The organism is Massilia sp. Masssp94 (genome assembly GCF_059491305.1).
This window is the reverse complement of the sequence record NZ_CP168501.1, coordinates 82,172-102,860: the sequence shown is the minus strand read 5'-3', so window position 1 is coordinate 102,860 and position 20,689 is coordinate 82,172. Positions and strand designations below refer to the sequence as shown.

Here is a 20,689-nt window from a genome sequence, read left to right as displayed (position 1 = left end):
GGATGAACATGAAGAAGACGATCATCGGCCTGCTGGCCACGATGGCCTGCGCGCTGGCGCATGCGACGGTCATCCATTTCGACGACCTGCCGGGCGACGAGTCGCTGCCCATCGACGCCGGCTACGCGGGCTTCACCTGGGACAACATGGGGACGATCCGCGCCGATGCGTACCCGGGCAGCGGCTTCGAGGCGGGCGTCGTGTCGCCGGCCAACGTGGCGTACAACTGGTTCGGCCAGCCCGCGACGATTTCGAAGGCGGACGGCAATGCGTGGGCGTTCACCGGCGCGTACTTCACGTCGGCCTGGATCGACCAGGAGATCTCGTTCGAAGGCTGGCGCAACGGCCAGCTGCTGGTCACGTCGGGCGCCTTCACGCTGGACACGACGGCGCCGAGCTGGGTCCAGCTGGACTGGGCCGGCATCGATACGCTCGTCATCTACAACAGCAGCCCGACGGCGTGGGCGATGGACGAGTTCACGGTGCCGGAGCCGGGGTCGCTGGCGTTGATGGGCGTGTCGCTGGCCGGGTTGGTGACGGCGCGGCGCAGGCGCAAAGCCTGACGTCGTCAAGCGAGGTTCTCGTGATGTTCGGCGACGCCCTGTTTCCAGTACGCCGACACCCGCGTCGCCTCGCGCGGCACGCCTTGTTCGTTCAGCACCTGGCGCACCCGCGCCATCAATGACGCTTCGCCGCCGCCCCACGCGAATCCGCGGCCGGGCGGCAGCGCGAGCGCCTGCAGATCCGCGACGAGCGCCTCCGGCGTATCGAACCAGCGCAGGTCCACGTCCGCGACACTCCTCAACACGCGCCGGTCGGCCGGCGCCGCGTGCACCAGCACGATCGCCCGGCTGCCGCCCGCCAGTTCTTCCAGCCGCCGCGCGATGGCGGGGAGGGCGGTCGCGTCGCCCGTCAACAGGTGCCAGTCGAGTTCCAACGGCACGATCATCGAACCTTTCGGCCCGCCAACGAGGGCGCGCTGCCCAACCACCGCGTTGCGTGCCCAATCGGACGCCTTGCCGTCGCCGTGCAGCGCGAACTCGATCGTCAGCTCCAGGGCTTCGCGGCTGAAGCGCCGTGGGGTATAGTCGCGCCTCACCTGTCCGCCGTCTGCATCCGCGTCCGGGAACATGAACTTGACGTGGTCGTCGAACGACAGGGACGTGAAATCGGCCAGCGCCGCGCCCGTGAAGGTGATGGCGGCGAAGGCGTCGCCCAGGCGTTCGATGCGCGCCACGGTCAGTTCGCGCAGCTTGAGCTCATGGCGGACGCGGCGGACGAGAAGGTGTTCAGCTTGCTGCATCGTTGCTCCAATTAGTTGATAATGTCACCTACCTGCCCATTATGCGAAACATAGTTGATGAAGTCAACCAAAATCCCCCGTCGCCCGCGCTCGAGGTGCTGGAACGCGTCCACGCGATCATGCACCTGTACCGCTCGGCCCAGCAGCGCAGCCTGCGTGCCGGGCCGCACGACCTGGCGCACATGGAGATCAAGGTGCTGGGCTTCTTCGCGCGCCGGCCCGGTGCGACGCAGAGCGACCTCGCCGCGCATTCGGGACGCGACAAGGCCCAGCTGGCGCGCCTGATCCGCGGCCTGCGCGACCGCGGGCTGCTCGACGCGGCCGCGGACGAGACTGACAAGCGCAGCACGCGGCTGTCGCTGTCGGAGGCGGGCAAGGCGATGTTCGCGGCGCTGCACCGCCATGATGGCGCGCTGGCCGAGACGGCGCTGGAGGGGATTGCGGAGGCGGACCGCGCGACCCTGCTCGACTTGCTGGAGCGGGTGCGCGCGAACCTGGAGGCAGGGCAGGCTTAAGGCAGGCTCAGGGCGGGGACTTCGGACAACAGCACTTCGCGCCGTTCCGCCGCGCTGATCCGGCCGGCGTCCAGCAAACGCATGACGGTCAGCGCCTGATGGGCCGGCACCGGATTCGGCGCCTTGCCGAGCAGCGCGTCGCGGATGCCGGCGTAGTACGACGGATACGCGCCGTTTTCGGTCGGCACGGCGGACGACGCCACCTTGCCGTCGTTCAGGACGGCCAGCACGCCGGTCTCGGTGTCCACGCCCCATGCGGCCGCATCGCCGCCCGGCCGGCGGCCCGCGATCAGGTCCGCTTCCTGCGGGTCGAGGCTCTGCTTGACCCAGCTCCCGTTCAATCCATGCAGCGCCACGCGCGGGCGCGCGACGGCGGCCAGCATGCTGGCGCCGAGGTCCACGCGCAGGCCGTCCGCATAGCGCAGGCGCGCCTGGAACTGGTCTTCGCAGCGGCTGCCCGGACGGAGCATGGGCAGGTCCGCCTCGATCGCGAGCGGCTCGCCGAAGTACAGCAGGGCTTCGTCGATCAGGTGCGGGCCCAGGTCCAGCCAGATCCCGCCGCCCGCATCGGCCTCTTCCTTCCAGCGTTCCTGCGGCTGCGGGCGGAAGCGGTCGAAGTGCATGGCCGCGTGGCGGACTTGTCCCAGGGTGCCGCCGGCGAGCAGGCGCAGCGCGGTGCGCGTCGTGCTGTCCCAGCGGCGGTTGTGGTAGACGCTCAGCAGCAGGCCCTTGTCTTCCGCAAGGCGCACGAGTTCCGCGGCCTGCGCGGCCGTATCCGTGAACGGCTTGTCGACGACGACGTGCTTGCCCGCCTCCAGCGCGGCCCGCGCCAGCGGATAGTGGGTCGCGTTCGGGCTGGCCAGCACGACGAGGGCGACGTCCGGATCGGCGAGCAGGGCGGCCGGCTCCGCATGGACGGCGACGCTGCCGAGGTCGGCGCGTACCTTGTCCGGATTGCGGCTGGAGACGGCGGCGATGGCGAGACCCGGGGTCGTGCGCAGCAGCGGCGCGTGGAAGACCTGGCCGGCGAAACCATAGCCGATGAGTCCAACGTTGATCGTGTCAGCAGTCATTGTGTTCCTTGATGTTGTTGCGGTCAGTGCGGCAGCGCCAGTCCCGCCGGGCGGGTGGCCGTACCGCGGCCGGTCTCGCGCTCGATGCGCAGCACGTCGAGCGGACGCGTGACGCGGTAGCGCGCCAGCGCGGCGGCGCCCACGGCGACGGCCTGGGCGCCGAAATGCGAGGTGCGGATGGCGGGCGGCAGCAGCATGGCGGCGTGCGCATAGGCGGCCAGCACGTGCCGCGCGGGTTCGATGAAGGCGTCGCCCAGCTGCAGCGCGGGGCCGCCGATGACGATCGCCATCGGATCGAAGCCGGCCCACAGGTTGTTCAGCAGGATGCCGAGCTGGCGGCCGGCCGCGTCCACGGCGGCGCACGTCGCCGGGTCGCCGTCGGCCACGCGCTGGAACAGCCGCTCGAGCGCGGGATGGCTGGGGCGTTCGCGGCCCAGCAGCGAACCGAGGCCGATCAGCGCGTCGGCGCAGCCGCGCCGGCCGCACTGGCACAGCGGGCCGCCCGCCTGCAGGATCGCGTGGCCCACCTCGCCGGCATAGCCGTGCAGGCCGGTCAGCAGGCGGTCGTTGACGATCACGCCGGCGCCCACGCCATACCCGATCGACAGGTAGATCAGCGGATCGGTGCCCGACTGGTCGGCGAATTCGAATTCGCCCAGCGCCGCCACGTTCGCCTCGTTCTGCATGGACAGCGGCAGCCCGTCCAGCGGCGAGCCGGCGACGTGCGTCCGCACGATGCCGGCCACGTCGATGTCGCGCCAGCCCAGGTGCGGCGCGTGGCGCAGCAGGCCCAGGGCCTCGTCGACGGCGCCGTGCAGGCCGATGCCCACGCCGAGCACGCGCCGCGGCTTGCCGTGGCCGGCAGGGCGGGCGAGCCGCTTCGCCAGTTTCACGAGCGCGAGCGCAACGAGGCGGATGCACGAGGCGGGATCGGCCGGGTCTTCGTACGTGAGGATGCGCGTGTCGAGCACTTCGCCCAGCAGGTTCGTCGCGACGACGCGGGCCTCGTCCACGCCCAGGTCGGCGCCCAGCAGGGCGAGCCGCGACGGGTCCAGGTGCAGGGGCGTGGCGCGCCGGCCCACTTCGCCCGTCACGAGCAGTTCGCTTTCGGTGAGCCAGCCTTCGTCGACCAGTTCGCGCACGAGCAGGCTGATCGTGGATTTCGTCAAACCCAGCACGTCGGCCAGCGCCGCGCGCGACAGTCCAGGCTGGATGCTGACCTGGCGAACCAGTGCCATGCGGTTCAGTTGCTTGAGGAGTTGCTGGTCACCGGTGACGGGCATGGGTGGGAAAAATCAAGTGGGTTGTGATGATTATGCAACAGATTGGAAAATTTTGTTGGTCATGCATTATGCATAATCATAACTCCGGCGCTGTCGGTTGGTGAAAAGTATAACGGGATGCGCTTTGTAGCGGTTCCGAACGAAGTGATTGATTTCTTTATGAAATCGATTTCTTGAACAAAAATCGGACACGGTAGTACGTACGTTACGTAATACATCATTCTCACGAATAACCACCGCCCAAACTGGTGCGCGGGCGCCTCTCGACCGTGCAAACTTTGGTTCGACCGATTGACCAATGGAAGTATTGTTCTTAATCTTAAACAAATGATGTCCGCTATCAGTGACCAAAGAGTCAATCCATGAAGCGGGTACGCCAGGAGTAGTACCACCACCACGGACGTCGTCGCCCGGCGGGCGCGGCGTTTTTTTCGAGAGACGAGAGGAGACACAGTGCTGCACACCAAGAGGGTCTTTACCCACCACCTGAACACCAGGCACCGCCTGATCAGCCTCGCCGTTGCGAGCGCCTGCGCCGCCCTGGTCGCACCGGCATTCGCACAGGACGCGAGCAATGGTGCTTCCAATGGCATCGCATCGCCCAACGACCCGGCCGTCACCGCGCCGGTGCAGGGCGTCGCGACGAACACCGTCGTCGTGAAGGGTATCCGCGCCAGCATGCAGTCCACGCTGAACCTGAAGCGTAACTCCGATGGTATCGTCGACGGCATCGTCGCCGACGACATCGGCAAATTCCCCGACACCAACCTCGCCGAATCGCTGCAGCGCATTTCCGGCGTGTCCATCGACCGTTCGCGCGGCGAGGGTGCCAACGTCACCGTGCGCGGCGTCGGCCCCGACCTGAACGTCGTGCTGCTGAACGGCCGCCAGATGCCGACCGCCAGCCTGGCCGACCAGGCCGGCCGCGCATTCGACTTTTCGAACCTCGCTTCGGAAGCCGTGTCGCAGATCCAGGTGTACAAGAGCGCACGCGCCGACACGCCCCCGGGCGGCATCGGCGCCACGCTGAACATCATGACCGGCCGTCCGCTCGACCTGGGCAGCCAGGCCAGCATCGGCGTCAAGGGTGTGTACGACAAGTCGAACAACAACCTGCCGGGTATCGACGCCGGCAAGAAGGTCACGCCGGAAGTCTCGGGCCTGTACAGCACCACGTGGAACGACGGCATGTTCGGCCTCGCCGTCACCGGCAGCTACCAGTCGCGCAACCTGGGCGTGAACCAGGCGGCCATCACCAACGGCTGGCTCGGCCCGTACAAGGGCAACACCGTCAGCGACGACCCGGGTCCGATCCCCGCGAACGGCGCCGGCGTGACGAATCCGCCGAAGGCGTCCGACATCTACCTGACGCCGCAGAACCTGTCGTACTTCGTGCGCGGCTCGCAGCGCCAGCGTACCAACGGCCAGCTGACGTTCCAGTTCCGCCCGGTCAAGGAACTGACGACCACGCTGGACTACACGTACGCGCAGAACAAGATCCAGACCAAGTACCACGAACTGTCGGTCTGGTTCAATCACCCGCTGAACGCCCAGACCAGCAGCTGGACCAACGGTCCGCTCGCGTCGCCGATCTATTATGAAGAGCAGGTGAAGAACCAGGATCTGGCGATGAACGGCGGTAACTTCGCCACCAAGTCGACCCTGGACTCGATCGGCTTCAACACGCAGTGGCGCGCCTCGCCGGCCCTGCGCCTGTCGCTGGACATGCACCACTCGCAGGCCAAGGCCGAGAAGGACAGCCCGTTCGGTTCGAACAACGACCTCGCGACCGTCACCTTCAGCCGCAACACGACCGGCGTCGACTTCACGCAGGAGATGCCGATCCTCGTCATCCCGGGCGGCGCCAACTACCAGGCCTCGCCGAACCAGGTGTCCGGTTCGTGGTTCCAGGACGGCCTGAACAAGATGAAGATCGACCAGATCCAGGCCGGCGGCAGCCTGAAGCTGTTCGAATCGTCGAACCTGAACTTCGGCCTGTCGCACACGAAGGTCAACAACCATTCCGTGTTCCAGCAGGTGCAGCGCGACACGTGGGCGGGCGGCACGTCGAACAACGCGGGCGTCGACTATGACCAGAGCCTGTGGCATGCCGACACCATCAGCCAGTACTTCAGCAAGCTGGGTGGCTCGGGCGATCCGCGCCTGTACAACCAGTTCATGCTGTTCGACTTCGCCAAGGTGCGCGACAACGCGATCAAGGTCACGGGCGACCAGGCCGGCTACACCCCGAGCCTCGCGAACCCGAGTTTCGACCGCACGACGATCGAGAAGACCAAGGCGTTGTACATGCAGTTCAACACCGACTGGGATACCGCGCTGCCGATGCACACCGGCATCGGCTTCCGCTACGAGAAGACCGACGTCGCGTCGACCGGTCTCGCCAAGCTGCCGGTCGGCGTGCGCTGGATCTCGCAGAACGAACTGCCGGTGGACTTCGGCAACCAGGTCTTCCAGACCCAGCACGGCAAGTACAGCAACTTCCTGCCGACCGTGGACTGGGACATGGACGTGCGTTCCGACCTGAAGGTGCGTGCGAGCTACGGCGTGTCGATCGGCCGTCCGCGCTACGACCAGATCCAGGGCGGTACCACGTACAGCTCGACGGCGGGCGTGACGGGCGTGACGGGCAGCAGCGGCAACCCGGCGCTGACGCCGGTGAAGTCGAAGAACCTGGACCTGTCGACCGAGTGGTACTACACGAAGCAGAGCATGGTGTCGCTGGGCCTGTTCCACAAGGACCTGTCCGACTACGCGGGCCAGACCGTCGTCACGTCGCCGTCGCCGACGGCGCTGACGCCGGTGGGCGGCGCCTACTGGAAGGCTGCGATCGCGTCGGGCTGCGTGGCGACCGACACGAACTGCATGCGCGACTACATCCTGAAGAACTTCAACGGCCAGCCGGGCGTGACGTCGAAGGGGATCAATGGGGAAGGGCACTACACCGGCACGATCACGGGCGTGCCGGGCGACCCGGCGCTGCCGTACCAGATCACGACGTACATCAACCAGAAGAAGGCCTCGCTGAAGGGTGCGGAAGTCAACTGGCAGCACATGTTCAGCAACGGCCTCGGCTTCCAGGCGAACTACACGTACGTGAAGTCGGACCTCAAGTACGACAACCTGGGCACGGGTAACCAGTTCGCGCTGGTCGGCCTGTCGAACTCCGCCAACCTGGTCGGTATCTACGAGGACGACAAGTGGTCGGTGCGCCTGGCCTACAACTGGCGCGGCGAGTTCCTGGCGAACGTGGCCGACAACGGCAAGCCGAACCCGCAGTACGTCGAGCCGTACGGCCAGACCGACCTGTCGATCGGCTACAACGTCAACAAGAACCTGTCCGTGTCGCTCGAGGCGATCAACCTGACCGACTCGACCCAGCGCACGCACGGCCGCAGCGACCAGCAGGTGCTGCAGGTCACGACCGGCGGCCCGCGCTACATGCTGGGCGCGCGCTACAAGTTCTGATGATGTGCTGACGGCGCGGCGCGGCGCTGCGTGCGCCGCCCGCTCGAAGGGCCGTCCCAAGGGGCGGCCCTTTTTTGTCGCTCGAAATCGGGGTCAGCGAAATCGGGGTCAGCGAAATCGGGGTCAGAGCACATTTCGGGCTGGATTCGGGGTCAGAGCACATTTCGGATCAATATCTCGGCATGTAATAACGGAACCACGAGATGTGCCATCTTGCCGGCATGTAGTGCCGTCGCCCCCCGTCGGCGCCGCGGATATGTTCGTGCAAGACCTTGCTCCAAAAAGGGCTCTGACCCTGAAGTTACGCCGAAATGTGCTCTGACCCCGAATTGTTGGATGGTAGCGTATAGCAACGTATTATTTTCCTTCCTTCGGCGTTTTTAGCGATTGCGTATGTGACCGCTAACAGCGACAATAACAGTTCAACTATAACGCGCACGCCGCCGCTCCCGGCAGGTAATGTGCCGAGGAGACGTCCGAAACCGCCCGCCACGCGCGTGCCACGGGTCATACGGCCCGTAATGACAGCCTCTCCGGCCCATCGCCGCCACTTGCGAACGCGTCGCCCGATTCACCACCTGCGATAGAGGACTGGATGAGACTTACCCTGCACCGCACGCTGATTGCGCTAACATCGGCGCTTGCCATCGTACCCGCGGCCTTCGCCGCTCCGCTGACCACCCTGGACCGTAACGGTGCCTGGGTGTCGGTGGAAGCGTATGGCCCGAACATCGTCCACGTGACGATCGCCGTCGACAAGGACGAAGTCCTCAAGGGTCCGGGCTACGGCATCCTGAAGAAGAACGCGGACAACGGCGCGTTCCGCCATGCCGCGGGCCAGGACGGCGACACGTTCACCTCCAATGGCATGACCGTGCACGTGAACGCGGCGCCGCCGGCGCGCACGCCGAGCCAGCCGGAGAAATACTTCGCGCCGTCGCTGGCGCCGGTGGGCCTGCAGGTCAAGAACGCCAAGGGCGAGCAGATCCTCGAGATGCAGGGCTGGGAGATGTCGCCACAGACCGTCAACGGCGAAAAGACCTACCAGGTCGGCGCGTCGTTTGCCGCCGCCCGCGACGAGCATTACTACGGCATGGGCCAGAACCAGGAATCGACGGGTCCCCTGGACCTGCGCGGCCGCACGCTCGAGTGCAAGCACTGGTACGACGCGCCGACCGGCGAATCCGTCTGCGTGCCGTTCATGGTGTCGTCGAAGGGCTACGGCATCGTGTGGGACAACCCGTCGGTCACGCGCTTCAACGCGGGCATCCACGGGCGCACGAGCTTCCAGTCGAACGTGGGCGAGCGCGTGTCGTTCTTCGTCATCACCGGCAAGACCAGCGACGAGATCTACTCGGGCTACGCGCGCCTGACCGGCAAGACGCCGATCCCGCCGAAGGCCGCGTTCGGCCTGATCCAGTCGAAGGCGCGCTACGACAGCCAGCAGGAAGTGCTGCGCGTCGCGAACACCTATCGCCAGAAAAAATATCCGCTCGACGTGATGGTCGTCGACTGGTTCTACTGGACCCGCATGGGCCAGATGGACATCAACCCGGCCGAGTTCCCGGACCCGGACGGCATGAACAAGCAGCTGCACGACATGGGCATGCAGTCGATCGTCTCGATCTGGCCGCGCTATGAAACGGCGGGCCGCTACTTCAACGAGCTGGATGCGAAGGGCTATCTGCTGAAGGACAAGGACGGCAAGACCGTCGACGGCCTGCCGTTCCGTTCGGACCGCACCGGCGGCCTGATCGACGCGACCAATCCGAAAGCGCGCCAGTGGTTCTGGGAGAAATCGCGCGACAACATCCTGTCGCACGGCTTCGACTACCCGTGGCTGGACGAGACCGAACCGGACCTCGTCCCGGACGGCTACTTCTATTCGATCGGCTCGGGCGACCGTTACCACAACCTGTTCCCGCTGCTGCACGTGGAAGGCTTCGCCGACAACATGCGCACGTGGAAGCCGAACAAGCGCGTGCTGATCCTGTCGCGCGCCGCCTACCTCGGCTCGCAGCGCACGGGCGCGCTGTTCTGGTCCTCGGACGTGAACGCGACGTGGGAAGCGCTGCAGCGCCAGATCCCGACGGGCCTGAACATGACGGCTTCCGGCATCGCGCTGTGGGGTAACGACATCGGCGGCTGGCAGGGCATCCCGGGCAAGAGCGACGGCACCAAGCCGCCGCTGCTCGATCCGTCGGATGCGCGCGACGTCGTCGGCCAGAACGACGACTATCCGGAGCTGCTGACCCGCTGGTTCCAGTACGGTACGTTCCTGCCCACGCTGCGCCTGCACGGCCAGCACAAGCACACGGACATCTGGTCCTTCGGCAAGCAGGCGGAAACCATCCTGGCCCGCTACGACACGCTGCGCTACCAGCTGATCCCGTACATCTACAGCCAGGCCAAGTTCACGCACGACACGGGCGCACCGTTCATGCGCGCCCTGTGGATGGACTTCCCGAACGACCCGAACGTCGCCAACATCGGCACGCAATACATGTTCGGTCCGGCGTTCCTGGTGGCGCCGGTGACGGAGCAGGGCCAGACGGAGAAGAACGTCTATCTGCCGGCCGGCACCGACTGGTACAACTTCTGGACCGACGAGAAGCTCGCCGGCGGCCAGTGGGTCAAGGTTGCCGCACCGATCTCGCAGATCCCGGTGTTCGTGAAGGCCGGCTCGATCGTCCCGTTCGGCACCGACATCCAGTCGACCGCGACGAAGCAGGGTATCGCTTCGGTCAAGGTCTACCCGGGCCGCGACGCGTCCTTCGACCTGTATGACGACGACGGCGTGTCGTACGATTACGAGAAGGGCAAGGGCACGACGACCCGTCTGCAGTGGAACGACGGTGCCGGCAAGCTCGAGGCCCGCGGTGGCGATGCGAACCTGGCGAAGAACCTGTCGAGCATCGTGAAAGTCGTAGGTAAATAATCGCGTGACGCATGGTGGGCACAGGGTGCCCACCTTACGAATTCGACGCAGCCGTAGGGTGGGCTCCCCGAGCCCACCAACCCCCGATCATCCGGTCCAGCGACCAGTCTCCACCTCCCTTCGCAATCAGCGGCACCAGCAGCGCCGCCCAGCCCAGCCCAGCCCATCTCAGATCCAGTCGGCGAGCCGCGTGCACCGCGCGCCGGAGCTCCCTTCGGCGCGGGCGAACTGCAGTGCTTCGACATCCGCAGCCGCAAGCACGCGCAGGCGCGCGCGACGAAGGCCGTCGCCAGCGACCACTCGATCCACGCCAGTTCGCGCAGATCCCGGTTATCCGGGAAGGCATCCAGCTTCCACGCGCGCGGCGGGTTGCTCCGGCTGTGGCCCGCGAGATGGACCTGGCGCACGTGCTGCGCGGGGATGCCGTCGAGATAAGCGAAACGATCGAAACCGTGATTCGCGGCGCTGACGTACACGTTGTTCACGTCCAGCAGCAGGCCGCAGCCTGTGCGAGTTGAAACGGCCGGTGCGCGACCACGAGAGGTGATCCGACACATACAGGGGATCGCCCGCGGCGACGAGCGCCTTCGGGCGCTTGACATGGCTCGCTCGTTCGATCGGTGTGCGCAGTAACGGTCGCGTCACGCCGGCGTTCGCGCGGGCTCGGGGAGCCCGCCCCGCGCTTCTTCGGTGACGACCTGCTCATTTTCGGTGAGCGTGCCGCCGAGCGCCTTGCATGCCGTCGGCGTCTTGACGATCACGCCCTGGCCCTTGCAGTGGTTCAGGCCCTTGCAATCGTTCTTCGCCGTGGCACACAGGCGCTCGCCCTTGCAGGCGTTGATGCCGTAGCAGCGGCCCGGCTGTTCCTGGTCCTTGCCGGCGGCATGCGACGGGCTCGCGATGCCGGGGGGGCGATGGCGATGGAATCCCCGGCACTGCGTCGACGGGGAATTACGACACATTTGAACCCAAACCCATGTGATGCATGCAACCTGAATAAGGTCAGACATCCTATGTGTTGTTATCGCATAACACCCCTAACACGCAATTTGTGGTAGCGGATAGCAAATCTCAGAGGGAGCGTCCTCGTCTATGAGGAGAGCGATATGAATTCGAGTATCGATGACGAGAAAAAATTTATTGGTTCGATGATATTTACTCAAGTATGGTACCTACATGTCAGACGTCGTACTTGAACAACAACCTTTACGGGGTGTTTTCATCGATAGTCCGGCGCAGTTCGTACCGTGCCCAAAAATGTTAGCGTTTAACATTTTGTGTTAGGGCGAGCGCAAAAAATACCGAACAAGGAGAACAGTCACCGGAAAATGAACGCAGCACCGACCATCTCGACGCAGGACCAAAAAGGCCACAAGGCCACCAGAGAAGAAGAGAGAGGAGACAAATGATGCACCACTGGAACAGCGCCGCCCGGCGCAAGACACCGTATTGCCGCAACGCGTTTGCACTGACCGTCCTGGCCGGCCTCGTGTCCAGCGCCTGGGCGCAGGACAACACCGAACTGAAGGCGCAGGGCAGCGCCCCGACCGTTACCGTGACGGGCTACCGCAGCTCGCTGGCATTGTCCGCGCTGGAGAAGCGCGAGAACAACGGCCTCACCGACACGGTGTTCTCCGAGGACATGGGCAAATTCCCCGACCCGAACATCGCCGACGCGCTGTCGCGCGTGCCGGGCGTCACCGTGACCCGCGCGTCGATCGACGGCGAAGGCATGAACATCTCGATCCGCGGCATGGGGCCGGCGTTCACCCGCGTGCTGCTGAACGGCGCCCCGATGGCGTCCGCTTCGGCCGGCAGCTGGGGCGGCAACATCAGCGCCAACCGCGAAGTGGACATGGACTTCCTGCCGTCCGAACTGTTCCGCAGCGCGACCGTGTACAAGAGCCAGCAGGCGGACATCAGCGAAGGCGGCGTGGCCGGTACCGTCAACATGCGCAGCGTGCGCCCGTTCGACAAGAACGGTTTCCGTTCGGCGTTCACGGCCAGCGGCAATTACCGCGACAAGGACGGCAAGTGGGGCAACACGGGGTCGGCCCTCGTCAGCAACACCTGGAACACGCGCTTCGGCAAGGTCGGCGCGCTGTTCGGCTTCGCCTGGGGTAACACGAAATACCACACCGACGTGTTCCAGACCGTCGACATGCGCACGTTCCGCCTGAATGCGGACCAGCGCAACGCCTCCGACCCGGCCTCGATCGGCGGCGACTACTTCAACAGCCCGACCACCGTCCCCAGCGGCATGGACCTGTCGTCCCTGCCGGCGTACGCGCAGGCCGTGCTGAAGCCGGGCGCGCCGATCGACCGCGCGATGCTGCTGGCGCTGAACCCGGGCGCGACGATCCAGCAGATCGACAACGGCCTGATGGGCCGCCTGCCGCGCTACCTGGTGTACGACGGCGAGCGTCGCCGCCGCGGCGAGACGCTGAGCTTCCAGTGGCAGCCGAACGAGGACTGGATGGTCTACACGGACCTGATCTTCGCCCAGAAGGGCAACAAGATGCAGCAGGAAGACATGGCCGCCGGCATGCGCGCCAATACCCCGATCCCGATCGGCCTGACGTTCGACCGCACCGACTGCTCGGCCTATTGCACGATCACGGGCGGCACGCTGGCGAATACCTTCTGGGGCCTGGAATTCCGCCCGATGAAGGAAAACACGCACTTCCGCAGCATCAATCCGGGCTTCGAGTGGCACGCGTCCGACCGCCTGACCATCGACGGCCACGTCAACTACACGGACAGCGAGTTCTACCGCGACATGCCGACCGTGCTGGTGGCGACGCAGTCGGCGCCGACCGTCGTCAAGTACGACAACTCGACGCCCGGACAGATTCCGGTCATGTCCAGCAACATCGACATCAACGACCCGACCAAGTTCGGCTGGTACCAGCCGGGCCAGGGCCTCTCCGGCCTGCGCGGCGACATCTACCAGCGCCGCAACACGACCAAGGGCTCGCGCCTGAACCTGAACTGGGGCGACGACACGTTCGCGATCAAGGTGGGCGGCTCGTTCGACGACATCACGCGCCGCTACACGGACTACGGCAACGCCGACGCGTGGATGAACTACACCTGCGGCAACCAGACCAGTTACCAGTTCATCCAGCCGGACCGGGCGCTGCAAGGCCAGTGCGACGGCCGCTTCGCGCCGGGTCCGATCCCCGCCGGCACCTATCCCGGCTACGGCACGGGCTACACGCAGGGCCAGACGGCGCCGCTGACCTACCTCGGCTCCGCCGTCACGAACGGCGACCTGGCGAAGTACGTCCACAAGAGCGATCACGGCTTCATCACGATCGACTGGGACAAGTTTGCCCAGGACACCAACTACCAGCACTACCGTAACCTGTTCTTCGCCGCGCCGACGACCAACGGCGGCTACCTGCGCGAGAAGGTGTCGGCGTTCTACCTCTCGACCAATGGCCGCTTCCCCGTGTTCGGCCGCACGCTGCGCTACAACGCCGGCGTGCGCTACGCGACGACGGAGCAGACGATCGGCGCCCCGGTCAACACGCCAGACCCGCGCAACGCCGCGCAGGGCCTGCAACAGGGCGGCCGCTACCCGGACATGCAGACCTGGGTGTACGAATCGACCAAGTACCACAACATCCTGCCGTCGTTCAACCTCTCGTACAACCTGACGAAGAACGTGATCGCCCGCCTGTCCGGCTCCAAGTCGCTCACGCGCGCCAACCCGGCGGACCTGCACCAGACCCAGCTCTCGATCGGCGACCAGGGTGTGAACCAGGGTAACGTGACGAACCCGAACCTGAAGCCGTTCAAGGCCAACAACCTGGACGCGGGCCTGGAATGGTATTTCAGCCGCGAAGGCTATGTCGCGCTGTCCGGTTTCGCCAAGGACATCGTGAGCCGCCCGGGCCAGCGCCAGATCGACTACACGTTGTCCGACCTGGACAAGATCTACGGCACGGTGGGCCTGACGGACGCGCAGCAGGCGGCCGTGGACGCCGCCGGCGGTCGCGACAAGAAGCACGTGATCATCACCGAGCCGTACATGATCGACTCCAAGCTGAAGGTGCGCGGCCTGGAATTCACGTGGCAGCAGCCGCTGGACATGCTGCCGGTGAAAGGCTTCGGCTTCACGGGCAACTTCACGTACACGAAGCAGAAGGATGAAGCCGCGGGCGCACCGCCGGTGGCCGGCGTCCCGCCGCGCACCAACAACCTGACCGTGTATTACGAGAAGGACGGCCTGAACCTGCGCGTATCGCGCCAGTACCAGTCCAGCCTGATCAGCAATACGAACACGGGTCTGGGCAATGGCGTGTACGCATATTCGACGGGGCGCTCGCAGGTCGACATGTCGGCCGGCATGAACCTGCAGAAGGTGTTCGGCTTCGGCTACAACGCGGACCTGACGCTCAGCGTCTGGAACCTGAACAACGCGAAGAGCCAGAACTACACGGCGTTCTCCAACGCGATCTTCGACGAGAACAAGCCGGGCCGCAGCTACACCATGTCCCTGCGTACCTCGTTCTGATCACTTAGTTGCGTCTCCCCGGGCCGTTTTGCTGGCGGTCCGGTATTCGTGGAGCGGCCGTGTCTCCGGCCGCTCCTTTTTTAATGGCTGGTTTGCGACGTCGTCACGCGCCTCTTGTGTTCGTTCTGCTTTATTCTGAGTAAATCTCTACAGGGAAGATGCACGGCGTAGAATCTGACGTTGCGCTGGACCATTAACGCCTACGCTGCCACAACGACCACCCTCCCTTTTTTCCTACCAAAGATATACTTTGCTCCGCAGCTCACTATGCAAGCTCGTCATCTTTGAGCTCCGTATAAATGTCATTCAGACATCGTCCGATCAATCGTTTGTCGACCTCAGTTGCGGCACAACCCAAAACAAAGCGCTCCATCGGTACTATTTCGTGAAGTTCCTTGGGAATATTGCGATAGGCTTCGTATTTTTCGATTAGGTCTTTGATTTCGTGGCGATACCACTGGTACCGCTCCTGAAGCAGGAAAGCATCAACCAATGCGGCAGACGGAATACCGACGCCTGTTACATGAAGTTTAATTTCTTCAACAGTTCCACGGAATAGACTCGGGATTGAGCCTTTTGCCGAAAAGCGTATCGACACGGAGCTCGTGTGGTCATGAGGACTGGGCAGGCCGAGTGTCAACGGATCGGCTGCTGATTTGATGCTCGAGTTGCATTGCGGGCAGGACGGCACCAGGTTGTACAAGGAAACAGCGAGATAGGGATAAGTGGATTTAGGTAAAAAATGGTCGAGCGGAGGGCGAATGCGGTATTTCCGCGCCACCGTAGTAGCGTCGGGGTCAACATAGTAGTTGATATGATGGGCGTGGCAATACGGACATATCCGAAGGTTATGTGCACTTACGAGTTCGTAAGCGCACCAGTCGGTCCGCTTCTCCGAAAATTTGTCGTAGTCGAAACAGGATTCAATGACGGCAAGCGTGTTCTTGTGAATCAGGTCGATTGTCGCATTCCCCTTCTGCGTGCGCGCCGCATAGGCACTGAATGCTGGGAAACGGCCTTGGACAAGACGGGCGATCCGCGAAAGCCGTGAAGGCGAACCGATCAGGATACCGTCCAGCATATTTTCAAGAAAATTCAACAGGCCTTTGTCAATTGGGTCGGTAATTGCGAGGCTCGCCAAGCCTGTTGTCATGCCGATATCAAAGCGTACCCGTAACAGGTCGAGGTGCTTTTGGCAGGCAATGCGCGAGAGTGCATCAAGCTTGAGCATAATATGTCTCAATCCGGCGGGTGATCTCTTCGACGAGGTACTTCCGTAACCGTTTCGACGCGATTTGCTGGACCAATGCAAGAACCTCGAGCGCCATTTCGGGTGTTCCATCTTCGCGCAGATAGCTGGCAATTCGCGAGTATTGTGTGGCGGCAAGTTCTCCTGCGAATTCGTCGACGTGATACACCGTTTTTAGCAACTCGTCTGGTGCCGCAGCAAATCCATTGTTCATCCTTCCGTGTTGAACATCGAACAGTCGGTTCGGAGGCGCGTCACCGGCGAGAATCAAGGAATGGGTGGACAAAACAAGATGAATCGCGTTAAAGCGCGAGCGATAGTGTTGCAAGAACCCTGTCAGATGCGACAGATAGGTTCGTTGCCACTCCGGGTGCATGAACATCTCGCCTTCGTCTACCGTCAGAACGACAGAATGGATGTGTCTGCTCGCCAGTTGTTCCAGCGCGCCAGCTAATGAGGCGAAAAGCATAAGCATTGCTACCTGTCCGCTGCTCAAATGCAAAAAGGACCATTTCAAGAGACCGAGATCCTCGGCTTGGCGTAGACCTTCGGTAACGTCCTCCGCCCAATTGCCAGCGTCCTGGACGTAGTTCAGAAAAGGGCCTCTGCGCCGAAGTCCCATCCGGCCACTGTTCCTGGCCTGAGTGATGGCATCATAGATACGTGCGCTGGCTGGTCCGCTGGCCGGGTAGCGCAGCATTATCACGTTTCGGACTGCTTGGGGCGGGTCCTGATCCTTGAGCTCGGTGACCAATCTGCGCAGCAAATCCTTGGCATCCTCATCACTAAGAAGGCGGGCACGCTCCATTTCGATCGACAATTGGGCCGCCAAGCTGTCGTCCAATTGAACGGGGAGGTTGCGGATACGCGTATATTCCTCACGTGTCAGGGATACATACTTTGGCTCAGATGGCGCCTCGCCCCGCTTGACATTTGACGTGTAGCGTTCTACTTGCGAGCGCAGCGACGGGATTTTGACCTTGGGCGCAACTTCCATTGACTGGATGAACGTCAAATGACGCGGTAATGCCGTCGCTGCGCGAAACAGTGCAACGCCTCCAAAAGGGTTGTCGGAAGCGAATGATGGCGTGACGTCCAGCGTAGGGCTTGCCGCAAACGCTGCGCGACGTCGCGCTGCCTCGAACGGCGACGTTGTGTAGAACACCGTTCCGAAGCCGGGTCCAAAATGTTCGACATAGCGATGAGTAACGACTCGCTCATGAAGAATTACAGTGACATCATGCAAATGGCTGCCCGGATCAACATATAAATCTCCGTCCCGCTCCCAGAGCACACCGAGCGGTATTTCCCCTTCCTCACGTGCAAGGGTATTGCAAATTTGTAGCAGCAACTTGGTTTTGCCGCCACCATTTACGCCGTAGAGCACAGTCAGAGACTCCACAGCTTCCGGAATCGTTGACTCCAATGCGGCATGACCGGTATTGAACTTTAGCGTAACAGTCAACTCATTGCTGGCAATGGAATCTTCGTGCAAACAGTAAACATTGGTCAGAAATAGCAGCGATGGAGATGGCTTGCTTGGCAAAATAAATGCGTGGAGGCGCAATTGTGACATGACTCGTTCACCGATTAGACGGCGCCGGCAATATAAAAATGAAATTATAGTTGCAAGACGGAACGAAAAAAATATCGCATTGTCACCAAGCTCTCTTTAACGCCGCGAGCATTTGGAGGAGGTGAGTCAAGAGTCTTCGGCAGCGTAGGTGCGTATGGCCGAGTAAACCTCAAACTCGGACCGCGGAGCTGCCAGCCCCTGGTGGAGTACGGAATCGCAACCTGTTCCAGTGCCGCCACCATCGGTTGGCACTGCCTGTCGATTGCGCAGGACACCCGCTTCAAACTGATGTTCCAAGCAGATTGCTGCTGGAACGCGAATGGTTACACCGGAACGCCCTTCGAGGGCGTCATTGCCGCTATCCTTGGCATGGTCACCGTCGGATCGGTCGTGGAACTGAGCGTGTTACACAATCCTGCTGTTCGTTCGACGAATGGGCGCGCCGCTCGCGACCAAAACGGTAATAGTGGGGGGCTTACGCTGAACATGGTCGGCCTCGTCAATACGAGCGGCGGGTTCGTGTCGATGCCCGCCTGAGCTCGCATGAAAAGCACGAACAGGGTTTTTTCTATTGCGCGGCCACGGACCACGTGAACCGCACCCCGTCGCTCCCATCCGGCACCGGCCCCGGACTGTCCGCCCGCACCGCATGCGTGACCGGATCGACACGCACGAACCGGTTCGTCACGAGCGACATCAGCACCAGTTCGCCGGTCGGCGTCTCAATCCACTGGAAGCTCTCCGCCTTGCCGGGCTTTCCTTTGCGCACGCCCACGTTACCCTTCGCGTCGACGCTGACCCAGGCCGCGCCGGACTGCAGGGCGACACGTCCGAGCCCCATGTCCTGCACCCGATACGGCGCCACCTTGCGGCCGGTCTTGAATTCCGCGAGCTGGATGCGCTGTCCGAACGGGATCGCGCGCATCAGGCCGTGCGGATTCGGCTGGTAGACGTCGATGCTGTCGAAATCCGCGTGCCCCCCCGTCTTCCCGGACTGGTTGTAGTTGAAGAGCGCATAGCGCACGCCTTGGAACGTCTTCAGCTGGAACACCATCGTGAACGGCGCGCCGATCGGCGCGAAGTCCTTGCCGTCGACGGACCAGGAAAAGCGCGCCTGCTCCGTGAGGAAGTCGCAATCCGCGCGCAGCTGCACGCGCGTGGCGCCGGCCGGCAGCGGCACGCGCACGGTGCGGCCGGTTTCCTGGTCGTACAGTGCCACTTGCAGGCCGGTCGCCGTCCTTTCCACGCCCAGCGTCGCATACGGAAGGTTCAGCAGGGCGAGGCCGGCGACGTCGCCGGCCGCGAGTCCGGACGCATCCAGCGTTACCGTCGGCGACGAGCGCGGGCCGATGGCGCGCTGGGTCAGGCTGTTGCGGGCCTGCCAGAACGACGTCGCCGGCAGCGCGTGCAGGCGCAGGAAGCCGGGGCGTTCCGTCAGCGACCACTGGCCGTCGACCGGCACGTGGTTCCACTGCCAGAGCGGCTGCAAGGCCGTGCCCGAAAAATCGTCGCTGCGCGCAAACGGTACCGCGATCGGGGAGGGCGCGGCCGTCTTCGGCTTGACCCACGTGCGCGGATTGCGGCCCAGGTTGCCCGGCAGGCCGAAGTACGGCCAGCCATCCTTCCACGTGATCGGGGAAAGACTGAGCAGGCGGCCGACCGAATTGAAATCCATCATCGAGAAGCCCCACCATTCGCCGGCCGGCGTCAGCACGATGCCGCCCTGGTGCAGCGAGTTGCTGTTGCGGGCCGACGGGTCCGGCGGCTCGATCGCGGTGGGGGTCTTGTTGTCCTTCAGGCGGTAACCCTTGGCCATGCCGAAGTCCTCGTCCTTGCTGATGGCCTGGTTCACTTCATACGGACCATCGATCTTGTCCGCGCGCGCGGCGGGCATGCGGAAGCCGCCCGCGTAGTTGGCGGAGAGGATGTAGTACTTGCCCTGGATCTTGTAGATGTGCGCGCCTTCACCCATGCCGGCGTCCTGCGCGAACAGCACTTTCTCGGTGCCGGGCACGATGTCCGTCAGGTCGTCCGTCAGCTGCGCGATGTGCATGCGCTGGTGGTCCCATACGACCCACGCCTTGCCGTCGTCGTCGAACAGGACGGACAGGTCGTGCAGGCTGCGCTTCATCTCGCGGTGCGTCCAGGGGCCGCGCGGATCGGTGGCGGAGAAGATCTGCGTGGCGCGGCCGTTCACGTTGCTGAAGATGTAGAACGTGCCGTTCCGGTAGCGCAGGCTCGGGGCCCAGATGCCCTGGCCGTAGATGCTCTTGCCGTCTTCCAGGCGGTAGGCCGGGCCGAAGTCCAGCTTGTCGACGGCATAGCCGAGGAATTCCCAGTTCACGAGATCGCGCGAGCGCAGCACCGGCAGGCCGGGCATCGCGTGCATCGTCGTGCCGGTGAGGTAGAACCAGTCGCCCACGCGGATCATGTCCGGGTCGGAGAACTCGTCGTAGAACAGCGGGTTCGTGAACGTGCCGTTGCCGTTGTCGGGCGTCCAGGTGGCCGTCGACAGGCCGGTGGCGGGGCGCGGTTCTTCCTGCGCGCGTGCGCCCATGCAGGCGAGGGCGGCGCAGAGGGCGAGGACGGTCGCGGCAAGGCGCGGCGGGCGGGGGCGGTGTGCGGTCATGTGGGATCCGGTGGATTCAGGGCATCCGGCAATGTAGGGCATGCATGGTAGCGTTGTCAAAAGGGCAGCGCGGTGCCGGCGGCGGCAGGAGCGCGTCGCGCCGTCATCGCCAAGT

Annotated in this window: 13 protein-coding genes and 1 pseudogene; 6 read left to right on the top strand and 8 right to left on the bottom strand. The window is 63.8% G+C overall.

Going from position 1 to position 20,689, the window contains the following annotated elements; genetic code table 11:
- Positions 1-8 precede the first annotated feature (8 nt).
- A complete protein-coding gene (locus ACEN9G_RS00470) occupies positions 9-563 on the top strand; it encodes a PEP-CTERM sorting domain-containing protein (protein WP_413342129.1) in 555 nt (184 codons plus the stop codon).
- Between the two features lie 5 nt (positions 564-568).
- On the opposite strand, the gene ACEN9G_RS00465 is transcribed toward ACEN9G_RS00470, so the two are convergent.
- Positions 569-1,303 carry a siderophore-interacting protein gene (locus tag ACEN9G_RS00465; protein WP_413342126.1) on the bottom strand — a complete coding sequence of 245 codons (735 nt, stop codon included), beginning with the start codon at positions 1,301-1,303 and terminating at the stop codon, positions 569-571.
- Positions 1,304-1,398: 95 nt separating this feature from the next.
- On the opposite strand from ACEN9G_RS00465, the gene ACEN9G_RS00460 reads away from it, so the two are divergent.
- Positions 1,399-1,818 (top strand): MarR family winged helix-turn-helix transcriptional regulator, encoded by a 420-nt coding sequence (locus ACEN9G_RS00460; RefSeq protein ID WP_413671468.1) that lies wholly within the window; start codon positions 1,399-1,401, stop codon positions 1,816-1,818.
- Here ACEN9G_RS00460 and ACEN9G_RS00455 read toward each other — a convergent pair.
- Together ACEN9G_RS00455 and ACEN9G_RS00450 are read right to left on the bottom strand one after the other, a co-directional pair.
- Positions 1,815-2,891: an oxidoreductase gene (locus tag ACEN9G_RS00455; protein ID WP_483127549.1), complete on the bottom strand. Its 1,077-nt coding sequence runs from the start codon at positions 2,889-2,891 to the stop codon at positions 1,815-1,817. The genes ACEN9G_RS00460 and ACEN9G_RS00455 overlap by 4 nt on opposite strands.
- 23 nt (positions 2,892-2,914) lie before the next feature.
- Positions 2,915-4,174, bottom strand: a complete 1,260-nt coding sequence (locus ACEN9G_RS00450; RefSeq protein ID WP_483127548.1) for an ROK family protein — start codon at positions 4,172-4,174, stop codon at positions 2,915-2,917.
- A 453-nt stretch (positions 4,175-4,627) separates the two neighbouring features.
- Between ACEN9G_RS00450 and ACEN9G_RS00445 the strand changes: the two genes are divergently transcribed.
- Together ACEN9G_RS00445 and ACEN9G_RS00440 are read left to right on the top strand one after the other, a co-directional pair.
- Positions 4,628-7,660, top strand: a complete 3,033-nt coding sequence (locus ACEN9G_RS00445; protein WP_413342713.1) for a TonB-dependent receptor — start codon at positions 4,628-4,630, stop codon at positions 7,658-7,660.
- Between the two features lie 595 nt (positions 7,661-8,255).
- Complete coding sequence (locus ACEN9G_RS00440; RefSeq protein ID WP_413342716.1) at positions 8,256-10,598, top strand: glycoside hydrolase family 31 protein; 2,343 nt, start codon at positions 8,256-8,258, stop codon at positions 10,596-10,598.
- A gap of 431 nt (positions 10,599-11,029) precedes the next feature.
- On the opposite strand, the pseudogene ACEN9G_RS00435 reads toward ACEN9G_RS00440, so the two are convergent.
- Both ACEN9G_RS00435 and bufA2 read right to left on the bottom strand, forming a co-directional pair.
- Positions 11,030-11,155: pseudogene (locus ACEN9G_RS00435) on the bottom strand (multinuclear nonheme iron-dependent oxidase); the annotation flags it as partial.
- A gap of 84 nt (positions 11,156-11,239) precedes the next feature.
- Positions 11,240-11,560, bottom strand: a complete 321-nt coding sequence (bufA2, locus tag ACEN9G_RS00430; RefSeq protein ID WP_413341937.1) for a BufA2 family periplasmic bufferin-type metallophore — start codon at positions 11,558-11,560, stop codon at positions 11,240-11,242.
- A gap of 443 nt (positions 11,561-12,003) precedes the next feature.
- Between bufA2 and ACEN9G_RS00425 the strand changes: the two genes are divergently transcribed.
- The gene (locus tag ACEN9G_RS00425) at positions 12,004-15,120 is read left to right on the top strand and encodes a TonB-dependent receptor (protein WP_495605509.1); all 3,117 of its coding nucleotides are present in this window, start codon (positions 12,004-12,006) and stop codon (positions 15,118-15,120) included.
- Positions 15,121-15,385: 265 nt separating this feature from the next.
- Here ACEN9G_RS00425 and ACEN9G_RS00420 read toward each other — a convergent pair whose 3' ends face one another.
- Together ACEN9G_RS00420 and ACEN9G_RS00415 are read right to left on the bottom strand one after the other, a co-directional pair.
- Complete coding sequence (locus ACEN9G_RS00420) at positions 15,386-16,351, bottom strand: hypothetical protein (RefSeq protein ID WP_413341941.1); 966 nt, start codon at positions 16,349-16,351, stop codon at positions 15,386-15,388.
- A complete protein-coding gene (locus ACEN9G_RS00415) occupies positions 16,338-17,945 on the bottom strand; it encodes an AAA family ATPase (protein WP_413341942.1) in 1,608 nt (535 codons plus the stop codon). Before ACEN9G_RS00415 ends, ACEN9G_RS00420 begins: the two co-directional genes overlap by 14 nt.
- Before the next feature lie 201 nt (positions 17,946-18,146).
- Between ACEN9G_RS00415 and ACEN9G_RS00410 the strand changes: the two genes are divergently transcribed.
- A complete protein-coding gene (locus ACEN9G_RS00410) occupies positions 18,147-18,482 on the top strand; it encodes a hypothetical protein (RefSeq protein WP_413341944.1) in 336 nt (111 codons plus the stop codon).
- Between the two features lie 31 nt (positions 18,483-18,513).
- Here ACEN9G_RS00410 and ACEN9G_RS00405 read toward each other — a convergent pair whose 3' ends face one another.
- A complete protein-coding gene (locus ACEN9G_RS00405; RefSeq protein WP_483127546.1) occupies positions 18,514-20,574 on the bottom strand; it encodes a family 43 glycosylhydrolase in 2,061 nt (686 codons plus the stop codon).
- Positions 20,575-20,689 lie beyond the last annotated feature (115 nt).